The following is an 18,020-nucleotide window of genomic DNA, read 5'->3' on the forward strand; positions in this document are numbered from 1 at the left end:
ATGACCGACCTTCTGCTGGCCATGACCGATATCCGCATCGAAGGCCGCTCGGACCGGCGGTGGAAACCGATCATCAAGGGCGTCGATCTGGCGCTGAACAAGGGCGAGATCCTCGGCCTCATCGGCGAGAGCGGCGCGGGCAAGTCGACGCTCGGCCTTGCCGCGATGGGCTATACCAAGGGCGGCTGCCGCATCTCCGGCGGTTCGATCAAGTTCGACGGGAAGGAGCTGGTCGGCGCAGGCAAGAACACCCTGCGCAAGCTGCGCGGCAAGCGCATAGCCTATGTCGCGCAATCGGCGGCAGCGGCCTTCAACCCCGCCTACAAGCTGATCGACCAGTACTGCGAGGGCCCGGTGAAACACGGCGTCATGAGCCACGCCGAGGCCCAGCGCGATGCGGTCGAGCTTTATCGCAAGATTCGCCTGCCCGACCCCGACCAGATCGGCTTTCGCTATCCGCATCAGGTCTCGGGCGGGCAGCTGCAGCGCGCGATGACGGCGATGGCGATGTCCTGTCGACCCGACCTCATCATCTTTGACGAGCCGACCACCGCGCTCGACGTGACGACCCAGATCGAAGTGCTGGCCGCGATCCGCGACATCGTCCGCGAATACGATACGGCCGCGATCTACATCACCCATGATCTCGCGATCGTCGCGCAGATGGCCGACCGGATCAAGGTGCTCTTGCGCGGCGAAGAAGTCGAGGACGCGCCCGCGCGTGAGATGCTGGCGAACCCGCGGGAGGATTACACCAAATCGCTCTGGGCCGTGCGCGATTTTCGCCGCGCGCCGATGCCCCTGCCCGACATGGACGCGGCGCCCCTCCTGCAGATCGACAACGTCACGGCCGGCTATGGCGCAGTAAATATCCTGGAAGACATCAACCTCAGCATCACCCGCGGCTCGACCGTCGCCATCGTCGGCGAGAGCGGGTCGGGCAAGTCCACGCTGGCGCGGGTCATCATGGGTCTCCTGCCGCCGTGGGAGGGATCGATCCAGTTCGATGGCACGCCCCTGCCCCCGTCCAGCCGCGATCGCACGCCGGATCTGCAGCGCCATGTGCAGATGATTCACCAGATGGCCGACACCGCCCTCAACCCCAAGCAGCGGATCCGCGACGTGATCGGCCGTCCGCTCGAGTTCTTCCTCGGGCTCAAGGGCAAGGCCAAGGAGGCGCGCACCCGCGAATTGCTGAGCCTGATCGAGCTTGACCCCGACGAGTTCATCGACCGCCTGCCCGGTGAGCTTTCGGGCGGGCAAAAGCAGCGGATCTGCATTGCGCGCGCACTGGCCGCCGAGCCCGAGTTCATAATCTGCGACGAGGTGACATCGGCGCTGGACCAATTGGTCGCCGAGGGCATCCTGCGCCTGCTGGACCGCCTGCAACGCGAGATGGGGCTGACCTACATGTTCATCACCCACGATCTGGCCACGGTCCGTTCGATCGCGGACGAGGTGGTGGTGATGCAGCATGGCCGCATTGTCGAGCAGGGCAGCAAGGACGATATCTTCTCGCCGCCACACGCCGAATATACCGAGCTGCTTTTGTCCTCCGTGCCCGAGATGGACCCCGACTGGCTGACGAACCTTCTGGCCGAAAGGGGCGTGCAATGAGCCTGAGTTTCGGAACCGTGGCGAGCACGCTCGACCTAGACAGCCCCGGCAAGCGTGCGGGGCAGTTCGGGCTGACCCATTCAGGCAACCGTTACGCCTTTTCCACGATCCGGGCTCCACTGGGCGTCATCCGCGGCGGGGACGGCCCCACCGCGCTGGTCTGCGCAGGCAATCACGGCGACGAATACGAAGGGCAGATCATCGTGCGGCGCCTCTATGAGCGGCTCGCGCCCGAGGATGTTGCCGGCCGGCTCATCCTCGCGCCGGCGCTCAACATGCCCAGCATCGAGGCGGCGCAGCGTGTCTCGCCTCTCGATGGCGGCAACCTCAACCGCAGCTTCCCCGGCGCCCCCTTCAGCGGGCCGACGCGCGAGATCGCGGGGTTCGTCGCCACGCAACTGATGCCTCTGGCCGATCTGGCGGTGGATCTGCATTCGGGCGGGACAGGCTGCAACTATCTGGACGCGGCCTATCTGTGCCTCACCGGCGATGCCGCGCGCGATGGCCAGACGCGCGATCTGGCACGCGCAATGGGCCTGCCATTTGCCATGGTCGTCCCGCCCAGCGACACGCCCGGCGATTTCGACAGCGCGGCCCATGATGCGGGCTGCGCGATGCTGTCCTGCGAGCTGGGCGGCGAGGGCAAGGTATCGCTCCGCGCGCTCGAGGCGGGCTGGCAGGGCGTGCTGCGCGTGCTTGCGGGTCAGGGTCTGCTGGCGGACGGGGTGGCCGAGCGGCTGGGCGCCGCCCCCGGCCCGCAGACACGCTTTCTCGACCTCGGCGCGGGCGCGGCGCATGTTACATCGGATCACCACGCGCTGGCCGAGCCGCTGGTGCGGATCGGGCAGAGTGTCGAGGCGGGCCAGCCCGTCGCGCTTCTGCGCGATCTCCACAGGCTGGACGCGGGCGCGCATGACTTGACGGCGTCCCGTGGCGGGGTGGTGGCGATCCAGCGGTCAGGCGGCATCGTCGCACCGGGCGACCATCTGGCGGTCATCTGCCCCGAATTGGACGCGCGTGGCCTCGATGCGCTGCTTGCGCAGGCAGGCGCCGCCTGATGCCGCGCCTGAAAGTCAGATATCCAACACCACCGGCCCCTTGGGACGCGCGCAGCAGATCAGGACCTTGCCCGCCTCGGGCGGGCTGAGCGGCTCTTCGAAATACTCGACCTCGCCGGAAACAAGCCCGCATTTGCAGCTGTTGCAGATCCCCGCGCGGCAGCTGAATTCAGGGTTCAGCCCCGCATTCTCGGCCAGCTCCAGCAGGGAATCCGCTGCGCCATCCCACTGCTCCGATACCCCGGACCGTCGGAACCGCACATCCGCCTGCGCAACCTCGGGCGAGGGCTGCTCGGCCACTTCGACAACGGTTTCCTCGGTCGCCCATGCGTCGGGATCGGTCAGGTTGACCAGCGAGCGGATCGCGGGCGCCGCATTGCGCGCGGGCGCCCTTGCCGGCGCTGGCGCCTCTGCAAGCTTGTCGAGAGACGTGGCCTTGCCGAAGAACTCGTAGGCAATCCGGTCCTTGGGCAGCCCCAACTCCCGCAAAAGCTGATACATCGCCGCCATGAAGGGCGCGGGGCCACAAAGGTAGACCTCGTAATCGCCGAGCGGCAGGTGGCTTTGCAGGAATGCCTTGTCGATCATCCCCTCGGCATGAAACGCGCCGGCGCTGCGATCCGCCTCACCCGGCGCGCGATAGACAAAGAGGGTGCGAATATGCTCATCCGCCAGAACCGTCACCTCGTCCCGCAGCGCGTGGACGGCGCCGTTTTCACAGGCATGAATGAAATAGACATCGCGGCCCGTCCCCTCGAGGCTGTGCAGCATCGACACCAGCGGCGTCAACCCGACCCCGCCCGAAAGCAGCATAACCGGGCGCCGGCTCTCTTCGTTCAGCACGAAATGGCCTCGCGGCGGAGCGATCTCGATCTCGTCGCCGACCTCGATCCGGTCATGCAGCCAGCACGAGCCAAGACCATCGGGCGCGCCGTTCTGGCCCGCCTCGCGCTTGACCGTGATGCGGTGATGCTCCGTCTCGGCGGCGGCGTTCGAGACCGAATAGGTCTTGAGCACCGGCGCGCCTTCACCCGGCATTTTCAGCGTCAGATACTGCCCCGGCCTCACCGGCCAAAGCGCACCGCCATCCACCGGCACCAGGTGAAAGGACGTGATGATATCGCTCTCGCGCCGCTTGTCGGCGACGCGAAAGGTCCGGAAACCGTCCGCCATGTTACTGGCTCAGCTTGGCGTCGACCATGGCCTCTTCGGCGATCATCGCCTCGAGTTGCCGGCGGAAGCGAAGTTGGCCCGCGTCTATGTGCAGGTCGATATGCGGCGAGGTTTTCTCGGTCATGCCGATCTGCACCTCGTTGAGTACCGCGCGGTCCTCTTCGAATGCGCCCCGCACGTCCTCGCTCATCATCTTCGACAGCTCTTCGTCATCGGGGCGCACGTTGCGCAGTTGGAACCAGTAATAGCGCGTTTCGGTCTCGGTCGTTGGCGTCATGAAGTTGTAGCTGTCCATGACAAATGTCTTGTCGTGCAGCGGCCCATCGACGCCACCGGTACCCGCGGGGGTGAACACCGCGCGGATGAGCGCATGGCTGGGATAGCGGACCTCGTAATGCTGCAGGCGGTCGCAATTGCCCTCGAACTCGATGACCTTCTTGTAGAACGGCGCCGGCTCGTGATCCATCATCCAGCGATGCACGATGACGCCCGTGTCGGTCTTGGTCACGCGCAGGGGCGTATCCTTGGTCGCGTCTGCCGCAAAGGAGGATTCGTGGACCCAGGCGACATGGGTGGGATCGAGCAGGTTGTCGCACATCAGCAGGTAGTTGCACTTGAGCTCCATCGCCGCGCCGCGATTGATCCCCCAGTCGGGGCTGTCGAAGTTCGGAATGTCGATGATCTCCTCGGGATCCGCGATGGCGGCATTGCCCATCCAGATCCAGACCAGACCGTACTTCTCGTGCACCGGATAGGGGCGCACCTTCGCCGCCGAGGGGATGCGCCCGCCGCCCGGTGCCCAGACGCACTGGCCCGCGCAATCGAAGGTCAGGCCGTGATAGCCGCATTCGACATTGTCGTCCTTGATGCGCCCCTTCGAGAGCGGCAGCTTGCGGTGGGGGCAGGCATCCTCCATGGCGATCACTTCGCCCTCGGAGTTGCGGAACATGCAGATCTTCTCGCCGAGGACCTTGACCTGCTGAAGCTCGCCGACGATCTCGTCACTCCATGCGGCGACATACCAGGCATTTTTCAAGAACATACGGGGGGCCTCCTCACTGCGGTGCGTTTGGCTGGGATTGACTGAGCTATATGGAAAACGGCGCGGAAATAAATGCCGATATCCAGTGAAACTGTTTAGATTTTCTACGTCAGTCAGCCCGCGCCTCGGACAGGATCCAGTTCAGGAACGAGCGCGCGACCTCGTTCTCCAACAGCATGGGCGCCCAGCAGATATGGTAGGGGTCGGGCATCGGAATACTTGCTTCCGACAGCCGGACGAGACGTCCGAGGCGCAGGTCCACCGACGCGAAGGATTGCTGCGCCAGCGTGATGCCCTGCCCGCCCGCCGCCGCCTCGAGCGCCGAGCCCGAGAGGGAATGCACCGACAACGGCTTGACGCGCGGACCGGGTGCGCCCTGCGCGGTCAGCCAATCGCCAAGCCGCGGGATGTTGGCGTAGGCAGGACCCCAGTCGATATCGATCCACGGCAGCGCATTCATCGTCTCGGGTTCCGCCGCCTCGGGATGACGCGCCAGAAAATCGGGCGAACATACCGGGAAGCAGACGTCGTGAAAAAGCGCCCGGCGATGCGGATGCGCCTCGGAGGCGGCACCATAGGTCAGGCGAAACATGCGGTTCAGAAACTGCACCTCGGGCTCGACATGCGTGGCCTCGAGGCGGAACGAGACGGCCCGGTCGGGCGCGTCGAAGCGATGCAGACGCGGGTTCAGCCATTTGAGCAGCAACGTCGGCAGACCCGATATTTCCACCTCGCGGTCGGCCATGCGCTCGGTCAGCAATCCCTGCGCTTGCCGCAGTTTCTCGAAGCCGGACGATAGCAGCTCATGATAAGATCGCGCGCCGGGCGCGAGCGAAGCGCGGCGTCCGTCCTTCATGATGAGCGGTATCTTGAGCTGTGCTTCGAGAATCTTGATCTGCTGGCTGATGGCTCCCGCCGTCACGCCCAGTTCCCGCGCCGCGGCGGTCACCGAGCCGAGACGCCCGAAACTCTCGAAGGCTTGCAGCGCGCGCAACGGCGGAAGAGGAGATTGCATAGCCTACCTATATGATCGGTTGAGGTGGGTGCCTTTAGAATGCCTAAAGAGCGTAGGCGCAAATCTGATTTGTCACAAGATAAGACCCGAACTTATCATAATAACAATAGACATAATAGAATGCCTTCTGTCACCGCATCAAGCGGTGACGTCCGACGGCCGATCACAGGGAACCAATTCATGACATTTTCGATGAACCGACGCAGTCTTCTCCTGGGTGCCGGCGCCATGGGCGGCGCTGCAATCCTCGGCCTTTCGGGGCAGCCGCTGCGCGCCGCGACACCGCAGGCCGGCGGAACCCTGCGCCTCGGGATCGGCAGTTTCGATTCGGGCGAAACGCTGGATCCGCAGGTGAACGAGACGAAGTTCATGCAGAACCTGCAATGGCAGCTGCGCAACAACCTGATCGAGATCGGCGCCGGCGGCGTTCTCGTCCCCGAGCTGGCGACCAGCTGGGAGCCGAATGACGACATGACCGTCTGGGTGTTCAAGCTGCGCCAGGGCGTCGAATTCCACAACGGCAAGACGATGGACGCTGACGACGTTGTCTTTTCGATCAACCTGCACCGCGGTCCCGACACCATCAGCCAGACCAAATCGCTGGTGGCCGTTATCAAGGACGTGCAGGCAACCGCGCCCGACGAGGTGACGATCACCCTCAACGAGCCGAATGCCGGCTTCCCCCCCGTTCTGGCGCTGACCACCATGCTCATCGTGCCCAAAGATGACATGAATTTCGACGCCGGCATCGGCACGGGCGGCTATATCCTCGAGACCTACGAACCGGGCATCAAATCCATCGCTAGGAAGAACCCCAACTACTGGAAAGAGGATCGCGCCCATTTCGACGCCATCGAGATGCTGGCGATCCGCGACGTCAACGCGCGCACGACCGCGCTGCAGACCGGCCAGATCGACGTCATGAACTCGGTCGATCCGACCACCGCGAACCTCATGGCGGCCATGCCCGGCGTGGACCTCGTGCAGACACAGGGCAAGGTGCATTACTGCTTCAGCATGTACACGACCGATCCGCTGTTCCAGGACGTGCGCGTGCGCAAGGCGATGAAGCTGGCCATCGACCGTCAGGACATGGTGGACAAGGTGCTGAACGGCTATGGCTCCATCGCCAACGATCAGCCGATCTCCGAGGCGTATCGCTATCATAATCCCGACCTGCCGCAGCACAGCTATGACCCGGAACAGGCCAGAGCGCTGCTGAAGGAGGCCGGCTCGGAAGGTTTGACGACCACGCTCCACGCGTCGAACACGCCCTTCACCGGCGCCGTCGAGGCCGCGCAGCTCTTTGCCGAGCATGCGGCGAAGGCAGGCATCACGATCAACGTCGCGCGCGAGCCCGAAGATGGCTACTGGTCCAACATCTGGGGCAAGAAGCCGTTCTTTGCCTCGCGCTGGTCGGGCCGTGCCAACGAGGACCTGATGCTCAGCCTCGCCTATTCGCGCGAGGCCCTGGGCGGTTACAACGCGACCAACTGGGACAACGAGGCGTTCAATACCGCGCTGATCGCCGCCCGCTCGGAGAGGGATGATGCCAAGCGCCGCGAACTCTATTATGAATGCCAGCGCATTCTGTCGGATGAGGGCGGGCTGATCGCACCGGTCTGGGCCGATTTCCTCGATGCGAAGGCCTCCAAGGTGGGCACGCCCGAAGAGATCTCGGGTGACTGGGATCTGGATGGAAACCGCTGCGGCGAGCGGTGGTGGTTCAACGCCTGATCGCTAACGACTTTCCGAACGCGGGCCGCCCGAAACGGCGGCCCGCATCCGTAACCCAGCCCGAGGCGCGCAAATCCGATGCAGACATCTCCTGTGGCTGACCGCCTCGCCTGCGCATTGGATGACCTGCATCCTCTCTTCGGCGATCGCCTGCTGACATCGGACGCGGCACGCGAACATCACGGCAGCGGCGAATCGCATCTGCCTGCGCAATGGCCGGATGCGGTCATCATGGTGCAATCCACCGAAGAGGTGGCGGATGTGCTCCGCGTGGCCCACCGGCATGGTGTGCCTGTCATCCCCTTCGGCGCCGGATCGTCGCTCGAAGGACAGATCCACGCACCCCATGGCGGGATCAGCATCGACCTGTCTCGGATGGACGACATTATCGCGGTCAACGCGGAGGACATGGATTGCACCGTGGCCTGCGGCGTCACCCGGCAGGCGCTCAACGAACATCTGCGCGATACCGGTCTTTTCTTTCCCGTCGATCTGGGCGCCCATGCCAGCCTCGGTGGCATGGCCTCGACCCGCGCCTCGGGCACGACGACCGTGCGATACGGCTCGATGCGCGATCTGGTGCTGGGCCTGACTGTGGTCATGTCCGACGGGCAGATCATCAGGACCGGGGGGCGAGCGCGAAAATCCTCCGCCGGGTATGACCTGACGCGGCTGATGATCGGCTCCGAGGGCACCTTGGGTATAATCACCGAGCTGACCCTGCGCCTTTTCGGCATCCCCGAGGCCGCGCAAAGCGCGATGTGCAGCTTTGCCAGTATCGAAAAGGCCACCGAGACAGTCGTCGCGGCCCTGCAATGCGGGCTCTGCCTCAACCGGATCGAGCTGGCCGATACTGTGCAGATGCGCGCGATCAACAGCTATTCCGCCACCGACCTGCCAGAGCATCCGACCCTCTGGATCGAGCTGACCGGCTCGGGCGCGCAGGTGGCGCATGACATGGAGGTGCTGCGCGATCTGGCAGAGGGCGCGATCCGCTTCGACACGGCCGGAACAGCCGACGAGGCGACGCGGCTCTGGCGCACCCGGCACGACGCGCTTTATGCCGCGCGTGCGCTCCGGCCCGGCATCAAGGGGATCTCCACGGATGTCTGCGTGCCCGTGTCGCAGCTTCCGGACTGCATCAGCGGTATCATGGACGTGATCGCCACCACCTCGATCATCGCGCCACTGATCGGACATGTGGGCGACGGCAACTTTCATCTGGTGCTGCTCTACGATCCTGCCGACCCCGACGAAGTTCGCGAGGCGCAGCTTATCAACAGCAGCCTGGTCAAGATGGCCATCGCGATGGGTGGCACCTGCACCGGCGAGCATGGGGTCGGCCTCGGCAAAAAAGCCTATCTGGACGCCGAACACGGCCCCGCGCTCGACGTGATGCGCCGCATCAAGTGCGCACTTGACCCGGCAGGCATCATGAACCCCGGCAAGATCTTCGACCTTTGACGCCAAGGACACCCGCCATGAACTCACCCCTGCCCCACGATCTGATCCGCAAGGAGGTTCGTGACCTGTCCGAATACAATGCCGGCCTCGCGTTGGACCGTTTCCGCGACGCCTATGGCATCGATTGCGTCGCCAAGCTCGACAGCAATGAAAGCCCCCTCGGCCCCTCGCCCCGCGCGATCGAGGCCATGCGCGAAGCGGCACAGGGCGTCGCCCGCTATCCCGATGCGGCCAGTGGCGCCCTGCGCGCCGCCATCGCGCGCAGCACCGGCGCCGAGGCGGATCGCATCATCATCGGCAACGGGTCGGAAGATCTGATCGGCGTGCTTTTCCGGGCCATCATCCGCGCGGGCGATCATGTGGTGACGATCTGCCCCAGCTTCGGCTTGCACGAATTCGGCGCGCAGGCCTTTGGCGCGCGCGTGACGAAACTGCCATTCGAGGCGGACTGGTCCTTTCCGGTCGAAGCGATGAAGGCCGAGTTGCGCGGCGCGCCGCGCGTCCTGATCTTCTCCTCGCCCAGCAACCCCGCCGGTCCCGCGATACGCGAAGAGGCGTTTCGCGCCATCGTGACGGCCGCCGACCCCGCGACGCTGATCTGTTTCGACGAGGCCTATGTAGAGTTCATCGAAGCGCGACACCGTTTCGACGCTCTGGGTCTCCTGCAAGCGTCGGGCAAGCCTTACATCGTGTTGCGCACGTTCTCGAAGGCTTACGGCCTCGCCGGTGCACGGGTGGGATATGGCATCGCCAGCTCTGCCGAGATGATCAAGGCGCTGATGAGGATGCGCAATCCCTTCGGCGTCAACGCGATGGCCGCCGCGGGGGCGATCGAAGCGATGGCAGACACGGCCCATCTGGAACGCGTGCTCGAGGATGCGACAACCGAGCGCCAAAGGGTTGCCAGCGCCCTCACCGGGAAGGGCTATGCCTGCGCGCCCAGCCAGACGAATTTCGTCTTCTTCGACACGGGGCGTCCCGCCTCGGAATTCACCGAAGAGCTTCGGCGCAAGGGTATTCTCATCAAGGGTTGGCAAGAGCCGCCCTTTACCACCTGGGCGCGCGTCACCATGGGCACGGAGGCCGAGAATGATGCCTTCCTCGCCGCCCTGCCCGATATCAGCGGCAAGGCGGCCTGACCGCCTCGGCGTTCTGATCGGCAAAGGCCTCGACCGCGTATCTGCAGAACGCATCGGTCAGAGCGTCCGCCTGCAATCGCTTGGACCGGACCAGCGCGATACGGTGCGACGCTAGGTTGCCCGCAAGCGCCACGCGTATGATGGCGCGGCCGTCATAGGCCGTGCCATGCGGGATATCCGTGGCCAACAACCCCACGCCCATACCGTTGGCCACCATGGATCGCAGCATCTCGACCGAGCCGGTCTCGTGGGCGACCTGGGGCGTGACGCCCTGCATCTGGGCCAGCGTCAGGAAATAGCCCCGACTATGCGGCAGGTTCATCAGTATGAGCGGATCTTCCAGCAGCTCCGCCAAGCCCACCTCGGAGCGTCCCTCCAGCCGGTGGCCCGCGGGCACCAGCCCGTAGGGCCTCACATCGGCAAGGGGAAGGACCTCCCACGTGGACGGCAGGCCGAAATCATAGGTCAAAGCCACGTCGATCTGACCGCCCTCCAGCCAATTGGCCAGCGCCTCGATATCGCCTTCGTGCAGACGTATCTGCGCGCCGGGATGGGCCTCTTCGAACTGGCGCACCAGAGACGGCGCGTATCTGGGACCAAGCGTCGAGAACACGCCCAGATCCATCACCTCCCGCCCCTGCTCGCCGCCGAGAAGCACAAGCTCGGCCCGCGCGCGCAGCTGCCGGTACTCGCCCAGCTTCAGACGCCCGAAGGCCGTCGGCACCACGCCTTGCCCCGCCGTGCGAACAAAGAGCGCGCGGCCAAGATGCGCTTCGACCTTGGCAATGGCGAGCGAGACCGAAGGCTGCGAGACGCTCAGCAGACGCGCGGCAGCGGCCGTGCTGCCGGTATCGGCGGTGGCGATCACGTAGTCGATCTGCCTGAGAGCTATGGGTATAGGCTTCATCAATAACCATATTTGCACACTATATTTCAGACTATAGGATGTTCCCCGTATCTTCCAGCCGAATTCATGGGAGATGCGCCGTGCAGCCAGATACTGATGACACTGCCGCCAAACCGCTTGCCAGTATACGCGTTCTCGACTTTACCCGCGTTCTGGCCGGTCCCTATTGCACCGCGATGATGGCCGATCTCGGCGCGGAGGTCATCAAGATCGAGACCGCGCAGGGCGATGATTACCGCCATATCGGCCCCTTCCGCGAGGGTGAGAGCCTGCTCTTTCAGACCGTGAACAGGGGCAAGCGCTCGATCGTGCTGGACCTCAAATCCGACGATGGCATCGCCACTGTGCGCGCCCTTCTGGCCGAATGCGACGTGCTGGTCGAGAACTTCCGCCCCGGCGTCATGGACAAGCTGGGCCTCGGCCCCGAGGCGCTGGCCGAGGACTTTCCCGCGCTGATCTACGTATCGGTCTCGGGTTTCGGACAGACCGGCCCCAACGCGAAGAAACCCGCCTATGACATCATCATCCAGGCGATGAGCGGCCTGATGGACGCCACGGGCGAACCGGACGGCCAGCCGACCATGGTGGGCGAGGCGCTGGCCGATGTGGCGGGTGGACTCTTTGCCGCCTGGGGCACGATGGTCGCGCTTTTCGACCGCAGCCGGACCGGCAAGGGGCGCCATGTCGATGTGGGCCTTTTCGATGCGCTGACCTCGATGATGCCCACCCTGGCCTGCCGCACGCTCATGGGTGGCGAGACGCCCACGCGCACCGGCAATCGGCACCCGCTCTCGGCCCCTTTCGGCACCTACGCGGCCAGGGACGGGCATTTCGCCGTCGCGGTTCTCAATGACCGCCTCTTCGCGACATTCTGCGACGTGATCGGCGAACCGGACCTGACCGAGGATGCGCGCTTTGCCAGCGACACGCTCCGTCGCGAGAACGAGCCGGCCCTTGCCCGGCACATCGAAGCATGGGCCGGCCGGCACGGGACCGGCGAAATCGTCCGGTTGCTTGCGGATGCCGGCATCCCCGCCGCCGAGATCCAGTCGGTCGCTGAGGCGTGGAATTCGCAGCAGGCGCTGGATCGGGGACTGGCCTCGGACGTCGAGCATCCCCTGCTGGGGCGCCTCCGCATGCCGGAACAACCCGTCCATTTCAGCGGCGTCGCCCGCGCAAACCGCAAAGCCGCGCCCGCGTTGAACGCGGATGCGGCGGATATTCTGGCCTCGATCGCCAAAGGAGACTCCACATGATCTATCCCATGAGCGACGACGAACGCGCCGTGATCGACCAGATCGAACGCTTCGCCGCCGAGGTGCTCGCACCCGAGGCCGCGCGGCTGGACGAGGAGTCGCTCTTTGCCACGCGGCACCTGCCCGCAATGGCCGAGATGGGCCTCATGGGCATGAACCTGCCCGAGGAATATGGCGGGATCGGCCTTTCCGGGCCGGCCCTCTATGCGGCGGTCGAGGCAATTGCGGGCGCCTGCGGGTCCACCGCCTCGATGCTGACCGCGCATTTCCTCGCGACCGATTCGATCCTTCTGGGCGGCGATGATGCGATCAAGGCGCGCTACCTGCCGGACGCGGCAACGGGCAAGACGCTGGGCGCTTTCGCCCTGACCGAGCCGCAAGCCGGCTCGAACCCCGCCGATATGTCGACCCATGCGCTCCGAGACGGCGACGGCTACCGGATCAAGGGATCGAAATGCTTCATCTCGAACGCCGGTGCAGCCGATTTCATCGTGGTTTTCGCCAAGACCGACCGGGAGGCCGGCGCGCGCGGTGTCAGTGCCTTCGTCGTCGAGCCGGCCGGCACGAAGGGCGTCGATGTCGCCTCGCATGAGCGCACGATGGGCCTCAAGGGCGGCCATGTCTTCGGCATTTCCTTCGATTGCCATGTCCCTGCCGAGAACCTCGTCGGAGCCGAGGGCAGCGGCTTCAAGACCGCCATGAAGGTGCTGGATAACGGCCGCATCGAGGTCGCCGCACAGGCCACCGGCATCGCCGCCGCCGCGCAGGCCGCCGCGATCTCCTACGCCAAGGAGCGCAAGGTCGGCGGCCACCCCATCGCCGACTTCCAGGGCCTGCAATGGATGCTGGCCGACAACGCGACCGAGCTGGCGGCCGCGCGCGCATTGGCCATGCAGGCCGCCGTCAAGCGTGGCTCGGGCGAGCGGTACTCGACAGAATCCGCGTTTGCCAAGCTCTATGCGTCGGAAGCGGCCTGGCGCATCGCCGACCGTGCGCTGCAGATTCACGGCGGCTACGGTTATACGCGCGATTTCCCTCTCGAGCGCTATCTGAGGGATCTGCGGATCTTTCGAATCTACGAAGGATCGTCCGAGATTCAGCGGACGATCATTGCGCGGGGATTGCTGGTCTGACATTTACATGTCTAGATTAAAGACCAAGTCGGACATGATTATGACTCGGACCGCACAGCCAACCAACAAGGAGAGACCCATGCAGAGACGTAAGTTCCTTCAGGCCGGCGCAGTGGGCGCTGCCGCCACGGCACTCGCCAGCCCCGCCATCGCGCAGGACAAGCGCCAGTGGAAAATGGTCACCGCATGGCCCAAGAACCTTCCCGGGCCGGGCGTCGCGGCGCAGAACCTCGCCGACCGGATCACCGCCCTTTCGGGTGGCCGGATCGAGGTCAAGCTCTTTGCCTCGGGCGAGCTGGTGCCCGGTCCCGGCGTCTTCGATGCCGTCAGTGAAGGCACGGCCGAGCTCTATCACGCGGTTCCGGCCTATTGGGGGTCCAAGTCCAAGGGCATCCTCCTTTTCGGCTCGCAGCCGTTCGGCCTGCGCGCGGATGAACAAGTGGGCTGGCTGACGCATGGTGGCGGGCAGGAGCTCTATGACGAGATGTATGGCCGCTTCGGCATCAAGCCCTTCCTCTGCGGCAATTCCGGCCCGCAATGGGGCGGATGGTTCCGCGAGGAACTGAACTCGGCCGAGGATCTCAAGGGCATGAAGTTCCGCACCACGGGCCTCGCCTCCGAGATGATGAGCAAGCTGGGCGTCGCCGCCGAAGCCATGAGCGGCCCGGCCATGTTCCAGGCGCTTCAGACCGGCGCGCTCGACGCGGGAGAGTTCATCGGGCCCTGGACCGACTCGGCGCTCGGCTATTACCAGGTGGCCAAGAATTACTACTGGCCCGGCGTGGGCGAGCCATCCTCGGCCGAGGAATGCGGCGTCAACACGGCGGTCTATTCGGAGCTGCCGGACGATCTGCAACAGGCCGTCAAATACGCCTGCGAAAGCCTCTACAACCCGGTCTGGACGGAATACACGACCAAACACGCCCAATCGCTCAAGTCGCTGGTCGACGAGCATGGCGTGCAGGTCCGGAAATTCCCCGACGACGTGCTGAGCGCCATGGGCGAGGCCGCCAAGGAGGTCATCGACGAGCTGCGCCAGAACGACGACGAACTGGTCAAGCGCATCACCGAAAGCTTCGTCGCCTATCGCGACAGCGTGGGAGGCTACATGACCTACGCGGATAACGGGCAGATGAACGCCCGCGCGGACCTCTTCGGCTATTGATCCGGCTCCGGTGCGCGGAAATCTTCGCGCACCGCCCTCGCCAACATCACAGGGGCGCACATGAACCGCATCGCCGCCGCGATCGACACCCTCAACACTCAGGTCGCGCGTGCCGTGCGCTGGCTGGCGCTCTTCATGGTGCTGATCCAGTTCGCCATCGTGGTGGGCCGCTACGTGTTCGGCGTCTATTCCATCGCCGCGCAGGAAAGCGTGCTCTATCTCCACGCGACGCTTTTCATGCTCGGCGCGGGCTACACCCTTCTCGTCGACAAGCATGTGCGCGTTGACGTCTTCTTCGCCAAGCTCAGCGCACCGGCCCAGCGCCGGATCGACATCTTCGGCCACCTGTTCCTTCTGCTGCCCTCGATGGCCGCGCTGCTCTACTGGTCCTGGCCCTCGGTCCGCAACTCCTGGAAAATCCTCGAAGGCCCGATCTCCGTCGGCGGGATCGAGGCGGTCTTCCTGCTCAAGACGCTTATTCCGCTCTTTTGCATCCTGGTCATGCTCCAGTCGGTTTCGCTCCTGATCCGGCTTCTGAACCCGAAGGCGCAGCAATGATCGAATATCTCGACCTGATCATGTTCGCGGCGCTGATGGTCGCGATCCTCTCGGGCTTTCCGGTCTCGTTCAGCATCGCGGGTGTCGGCATCCTTTTCGCCTATCTGGGCTGGGCGCTCGGGGTCATGGACATCTCGCTGCTGGGTTCGATGGGACAGCGGGTGTTCGGTCTCATCAGCAACCAGGTGCTGATCGCCATTCCGCTGTTCGTGCTCATGGGCGCACTCCTTGAGAAAAGCCGCATCGCCGAAGAGTTGCTGGACACGATGGGGCGCCTCTTCGGTCAGCTGCGCGGGGGCCTGGGCATATCGGTCGTTCTCGTCGGCGCGCTTCTGGCGGCCTCCACCGGCATCGTCGGGGCGACGGTGGTGGCGATGGGCATGATCGCCCTCCCGACGATGCTCAAGGCCGGCTACAACCCGCGCGTCTCCAGCGGCATCGTCTGCACCGCGGGCACGCTGGGCCAGATCATCCCGCCCTCGACGCTTCTCATCATCCTCGCCGACGTCATGTCCAACGCCTTCCAGCAGGCGCAATACGAGCAGGGTATATTCTCGGTCGAGGCGCTGTCCGTGGGACAGTTCTTCGCCGCGGCGATCGCGCCGGGGCTGGTGCTGGTCTGCCTCTATCTGGTCTACATCCTCGTGCGCGGCGTCCTGCGCCCGCAAGACATGCCGCCCGCCGCTCTGGATCAGCCGAAACCGGACCGCGCCGAAGTGATCGGCGCCATCATCCCGCCCATCCTGCTGATCTTCGCCGTGCTGGGCGCCATCCTCGGCGGTATCGCCACCCCCACGGAGGCCGCGTCGGTGGGGGCCATCGGCGCGCTACTGATGGCCGGGGTCCGCCTGGGCGTCAACCGCAAGCTGATCCTGCTGGGCACCGCCGCGCTCGTGGCGCTGGGCATATTCGCCGGTCTCTTCCCCGTCCGCCTGCAGCGCAGCGATCTCGGGGCGGCGTCCTACATCGCCGGCGGCCTATACATCGCGCTGGCGATCATCGGCGCCATCGCCATCGCGCTTGCCCTGCGCTCGGCGCTGCGCAAGAACGTGGTGCAGGAGGCGATCGGTTCGACGCTCACCATGACATCCATGATCTTCGCCACGATCCTGGCGGCGGGAATATTCTCGCTTGTCTTCATCGGGCTTGGCGGCGAGGAACGAGTTGCACAGCTGCTGCTCAGCATGCCCGGCGGGCCGACTGGCGCGCTGATCTTCAGCATGGCCTTCATATTCGTACTGGGCTTCTTCCTCGATTTCGTGGAAATTTCGGTCATCCTCCTGCCGCTGGTCGTGCCGCCGCTGATCCTGATGGGCCATGATCCGATCTGGCTGGGCATCCTCATCGCGATCAACCTCCAGACCAGCTTCCTGACGCCGCCCTTCGGCTTTTCCCTGTTCTACCTGCGCGGCGCCGCTCCCAAGGAGGTGACGACGGGGCATATCTATGCAGGCGTCATTCCCTTCATCGGCTTGCAGGGAATCGGTGTGCTGCTGATCTGGTTCATTCCGAGCTTGGCGACCTGGTTGCCGGCCATGATTTTCTAGACACCGATCGTCGCGCTTATCGGTGGCGGGGCACTGGACATATCGCTTTCGCGTTGCTATATCGCGGTTTCCTGCAAAAACTTGCAACTCTAACTTAGGAAGGTGGTGACACCACATGCAGGTAAGTGTTCGCGACAACAACGTCGATCAGGCGCTCCGCGCTCTGAAGAAAAAGCTGCAGCGCGAAGGCGTGTTTCGTGAAATGAAGCTCAAGCAACATTTCGAGAAACCGTCCGAGAAGAAAGCACGCGAGAAGGCCGAGGCCATTCGCCGTGCCCGGAAACTGGCGCGCAAGAAAGCCCAGCGCGAAGGTCTTCTCTGAGCCCTGAAGCTCGGAACACGATCAAAATGACGAACCCCCGCAGCAGTCCGCTACGGGGGTTTACTTTTTCCGGGTCTCCCCGAACGGCGTCAGACCGGCATCTTCGTCTTGCGCAGGTAGGGCAGCACGGCGTCATACTCGCCGAACTTCGCCTTCGCGTCCTCGTCGCTGACCGACGGCGGAATGATCACGTCCTCGCCCATCTTCCAGTCCGCCGGCGTGGCCACGCCCTTGCCGGTCGAGGTCTGAAGCGCGTCGAGCGCGCGCACGATCTCGGCGAAGTTGCGGCCCACGGTCATCGGGTAGGTCATCGACAGCTTCACCTGCTTGTCGGGCCCGATGATATAGACGCTGCGGACCGTGGCACTGTCGGCGGGGGTGCGCCCCTCGGGCAGATGCGCCTCGGCAGGCAGCATGTCGAACGCCTTCGACACTTCCAGATCGTCATCGGCGATGATCGGGAACCCGGCCTTCGCGCCGCCCACCTTCTCGATGTCGGTCTTCCACTTCTTGTGGTCCTCGACCCCGTCGACGCTCACACCCATAACCTTCGTGCCGCGTTTCTCCCACTCGTCGGCAAGCCGCGCGACCGCGCCGAACTCGGTCGTGCAGACCGGGGTGAAATCCTTGGGATGCGAGAACAGGATCGCCCAGCCGTCGCCGACCCAGTCATGCAGGTTGATCTCGCCCTGGTCGGTGGTCACGGTCAGATTCGGGATCTCGTCGTTGATGCGCAATGCCATGGCAAAGCTCCTTTCAGATGCAGATTCGGTTGCGTCACCTCCCAAGATAGGCAGCATTCGGGCGATTTGCACCCCACATGCTTGCCCCTGCCGCAGGCCAATGACAATGTGGCGCCAAATCCGCCGGAGGCAGGCCCCTGCCCG

General features: G+C 64.6%; 16 protein-coding genes. 11 read left to right on the forward strand and 5 right to left on the reverse strand.

Translation table 11 applies throughout. The features are described from left to right. Both K1T73_RS14350 and K1T73_RS14355 read left to right on the forward strand, forming a co-directional pair. Positions 1-1,617, forward strand: coding sequence for an ABC transporter ATP-binding protein (locus K1T73_RS14350; protein WP_220601355.1), 1,617 nt, complete (start codon positions 1-3; stop codon positions 1,615-1,617). Continuing rightward, positions 1,614-2,675 (forward strand): succinylglutamate desuccinylase/aspartoacylase family protein, encoded by a 1,062-nt coding sequence (locus K1T73_RS14355; protein WP_220601356.1) that lies wholly within the window; start codon positions 1,614-1,616, stop codon positions 2,673-2,675. The genes K1T73_RS14350 and K1T73_RS14355 overlap by 4 nt, the downstream gene beginning before the upstream one ends. 15 nt (positions 2,676-2,690) lie before the next feature. On the opposite strand, the gene K1T73_RS14360 is transcribed toward K1T73_RS14355, so the two are convergent. From K1T73_RS14360 to K1T73_RS14370, 3 genes are all read right to left on the reverse strand, one after another. Then, on the reverse strand, positions 2,691-3,848 hold the full coding sequence (locus tag K1T73_RS14360; protein WP_220601357.1) for a 2Fe-2S iron-sulfur cluster-binding protein: 1,158 nt from the start codon (positions 3,846-3,848) through the stop codon (positions 2,691-2,693). 1 nt (position 3,849) lies between these two features. Further along, the gene (locus K1T73_RS14365; RefSeq protein ID WP_220601358.1) at positions 3,850-4,890 is read right to left on the reverse strand and encodes an aromatic ring-hydroxylating dioxygenase subunit alpha; all 1,041 of its coding nucleotides are present in this window, start codon (positions 4,888-4,890) and stop codon (positions 3,850-3,852) included. Positions 4,891-4,999: 109 nt separating this feature from the next. Then, positions 5,000-5,905: a LysR family transcriptional regulator gene (locus K1T73_RS14370; protein ID WP_220601359.1), complete on the reverse strand. Its 906-nt coding sequence runs from the start codon at positions 5,903-5,905 to the stop codon at positions 5,000-5,002. 180 nt (positions 5,906-6,085) lie between these two features. On the opposite strand from K1T73_RS14370, the gene K1T73_RS14375 reads away from it, so the two are divergent. The 3 genes from K1T73_RS14375 (at position 6,086) to hisC (ending at position 10,245) form a co-directional block, all read left to right on the forward strand. After that, a complete protein-coding gene (locus tag K1T73_RS14375) occupies positions 6,086-7,642 on the forward strand; it encodes an ABC transporter substrate-binding protein (protein ID WP_220601360.1) in 1,557 nt (518 codons plus the stop codon). A gap of 78 nt (positions 7,643-7,720) precedes the next feature. Then, the gene (locus K1T73_RS14380; RefSeq protein ID WP_220601361.1) at positions 7,721-9,106 is read left to right on the forward strand and encodes an FAD-binding oxidoreductase; all 1,386 of its coding nucleotides are present in this window, start codon (positions 7,721-7,723) and stop codon (positions 9,104-9,106) included. Positions 9,107-9,123: 17 nt separating this feature from the next. After that, a complete protein-coding gene (gene hisC / locus K1T73_RS14385; protein WP_220601362.1) occupies positions 9,124-10,245 on the forward strand; it encodes a histidinol-phosphate transaminase in 1,122 nt (373 codons plus the stop codon). On the opposite strand, the gene K1T73_RS14390 is transcribed toward hisC, so the two are convergent. Then, on the reverse strand, positions 10,226-11,152 hold the full coding sequence (locus tag K1T73_RS14390; protein ID WP_220601363.1) for a LysR family transcriptional regulator: 927 nt from the start codon (positions 11,150-11,152) through the stop codon (positions 10,226-10,228). The genes hisC and K1T73_RS14390 overlap by 20 nt on opposite strands. 80 nt (positions 11,153-11,232) lie before the next feature. On the opposite strand from K1T73_RS14390, the gene K1T73_RS14395 reads away from it, so the two are divergent. From K1T73_RS14395 to rpsU, 6 genes are all read left to right on the forward strand, one after another. After that, positions 11,233-12,408 carry a CaiB/BaiF CoA-transferase family protein gene (locus K1T73_RS14395; protein WP_259400273.1) on the forward strand — a complete coding sequence of 392 codons (1,176 nt, stop codon included), beginning with the start codon at positions 11,233-11,235 and terminating at the stop codon, positions 12,406-12,408. Next, on the forward strand, positions 12,405-13,541 hold the full coding sequence (locus K1T73_RS14400; RefSeq protein WP_220601365.1) for an acyl-CoA dehydrogenase family protein: 1,137 nt from the start codon (positions 12,405-12,407) through the stop codon (positions 13,539-13,541). The genes K1T73_RS14395 and K1T73_RS14400 overlap by 4 nt, the downstream gene beginning before the upstream one ends. Before the next feature lie 79 nt (positions 13,542-13,620). Beyond that, positions 13,621-14,706 carry a TRAP transporter substrate-binding protein gene (locus K1T73_RS14405; protein ID WP_220601366.1) on the forward strand — a complete coding sequence of 362 codons (1,086 nt, stop codon included), beginning with the start codon at positions 13,621-13,623 and terminating at the stop codon, positions 14,704-14,706. A 60-nt stretch (positions 14,707-14,766) separates the two neighbouring features. Beyond that, the gene (locus K1T73_RS14410) at positions 14,767-15,264 is read left to right on the forward strand and encodes a TRAP transporter small permease subunit (RefSeq protein WP_220601367.1); all 498 of its coding nucleotides are present in this window, start codon (positions 14,767-14,769) and stop codon (positions 15,262-15,264) included. After that, positions 15,261-16,811, forward strand: coding sequence for a TRAP transporter large permease subunit (locus tag K1T73_RS14415; protein WP_220601368.1), 1,551 nt, complete (start codon positions 15,261-15,263; stop codon positions 16,809-16,811). Before K1T73_RS14410 ends, K1T73_RS14415 begins: the two co-directional genes overlap by 4 nt. A 115-nt stretch (positions 16,812-16,926) precedes the next feature. Then, positions 16,927-17,133, forward strand: a complete 207-nt coding sequence (gene rpsU / locus K1T73_RS14420) for a 30S ribosomal protein S21 (RefSeq protein WP_005614280.1) — start codon at positions 16,927-16,929, stop codon at positions 17,131-17,133. An 89-nt stretch (positions 17,134-17,222) separates the two neighbouring features. On the opposite strand, the gene K1T73_RS14425 is transcribed toward rpsU, so the two are convergent. Further along, entirely contained in the window at positions 17,223-17,876 is a 654-nt protein-coding gene (locus K1T73_RS14425) for a peroxiredoxin (protein ID WP_220601369.1), read from the reverse strand. Positions 17,877-18,020: the final 144 nt, after the last annotated feature.

Source organism: Roseovarius sp. SCSIO 43702 (genome assembly GCF_019599045.1).
Taxonomy (GTDB): Bacteria; Pseudomonadota; Alphaproteobacteria; order Rhodobacterales; family Rhodobacteraceae; genus Roseovarius.

Coding starts and splice junctions, on each gene's coding strand:
- K1T73_RS14350 (WP_220601355.1), top strand. CDS start 1: ATGACCGACCTTCTGCTGGCCATGACCGATATCCGCATCGAAGGCCGC.
- K1T73_RS14355 (WP_220601356.1), top strand. CDS start 1,614: ATGAGCCTGAGTTTCGGAACCGTGGCGAGCACGCTCGACCTAGACAGC.
- K1T73_RS14360 (WP_220601357.1), bottom strand. CDS start 3,848: ATGGCGGACGGTTTCCGGACCTTTCGCGTCGCCGACAAGCGGCGCGAG.
- K1T73_RS14365 (WP_220601358.1), bottom strand. CDS start 4,890: ATGTTCTTGAAAAATGCCTGGTATGTCGCCGCATGGAGTGACGAGATC.
- K1T73_RS14370 (WP_220601359.1), bottom strand. CDS start 5,905: ATGCAATCTCCTCTTCCGCCGTTGCGCGCGCTGCAAGCCTTCGAGAGT.
- K1T73_RS14375 (WP_220601360.1), top strand. CDS start 6,086: ATGACATTTTCGATGAACCGACGCAGTCTTCTCCTGGGTGCCGGCGCC.
- K1T73_RS14380 (WP_220601361.1), top strand. CDS start 7,721: ATGCAGACATCTCCTGTGGCTGACCGCCTCGCCTGCGCATTGGATGAC.
- hisC (WP_220601362.1), top strand. CDS start 9,124: ATGAACTCACCCCTGCCCCACGATCTGATCCGCAAGGAGGTTCGTGAC.
- K1T73_RS14390 (WP_220601363.1), bottom strand. CDS start 11,152: ATGAAGCCTATACCCATAGCTCTCAGGCAGATCGACTACGTGATCGCC.
- K1T73_RS14400 (WP_220601365.1), top strand. CDS start 12,405: ATGATCTATCCCATGAGCGACGACGAACGCGCCGTGATCGACCAGATC.
- K1T73_RS14405 (WP_220601366.1), top strand. CDS start 13,621: ATGCAGAGACGTAAGTTCCTTCAGGCCGGCGCAGTGGGCGCTGCCGCC.
- K1T73_RS14410 (WP_220601367.1), top strand. CDS start 14,767: ATGAACCGCATCGCCGCCGCGATCGACACCCTCAACACTCAGGTCGCG.
- K1T73_RS14415 (WP_220601368.1), top strand. CDS start 15,261: ATGATCGAATATCTCGACCTGATCATGTTCGCGGCGCTGATGGTCGCG.
- rpsU (WP_005614280.1), top strand. CDS start 16,927: ATGCAGGTAAGTGTTCGCGACAACAACGTCGATCAGGCGCTCCGCGCT.
- K1T73_RS14425 (WP_220601369.1), bottom strand. CDS start 17,876: ATGGCATTGCGCATCAACGACGAGATCCCGAATCTGACCGTGACCACC.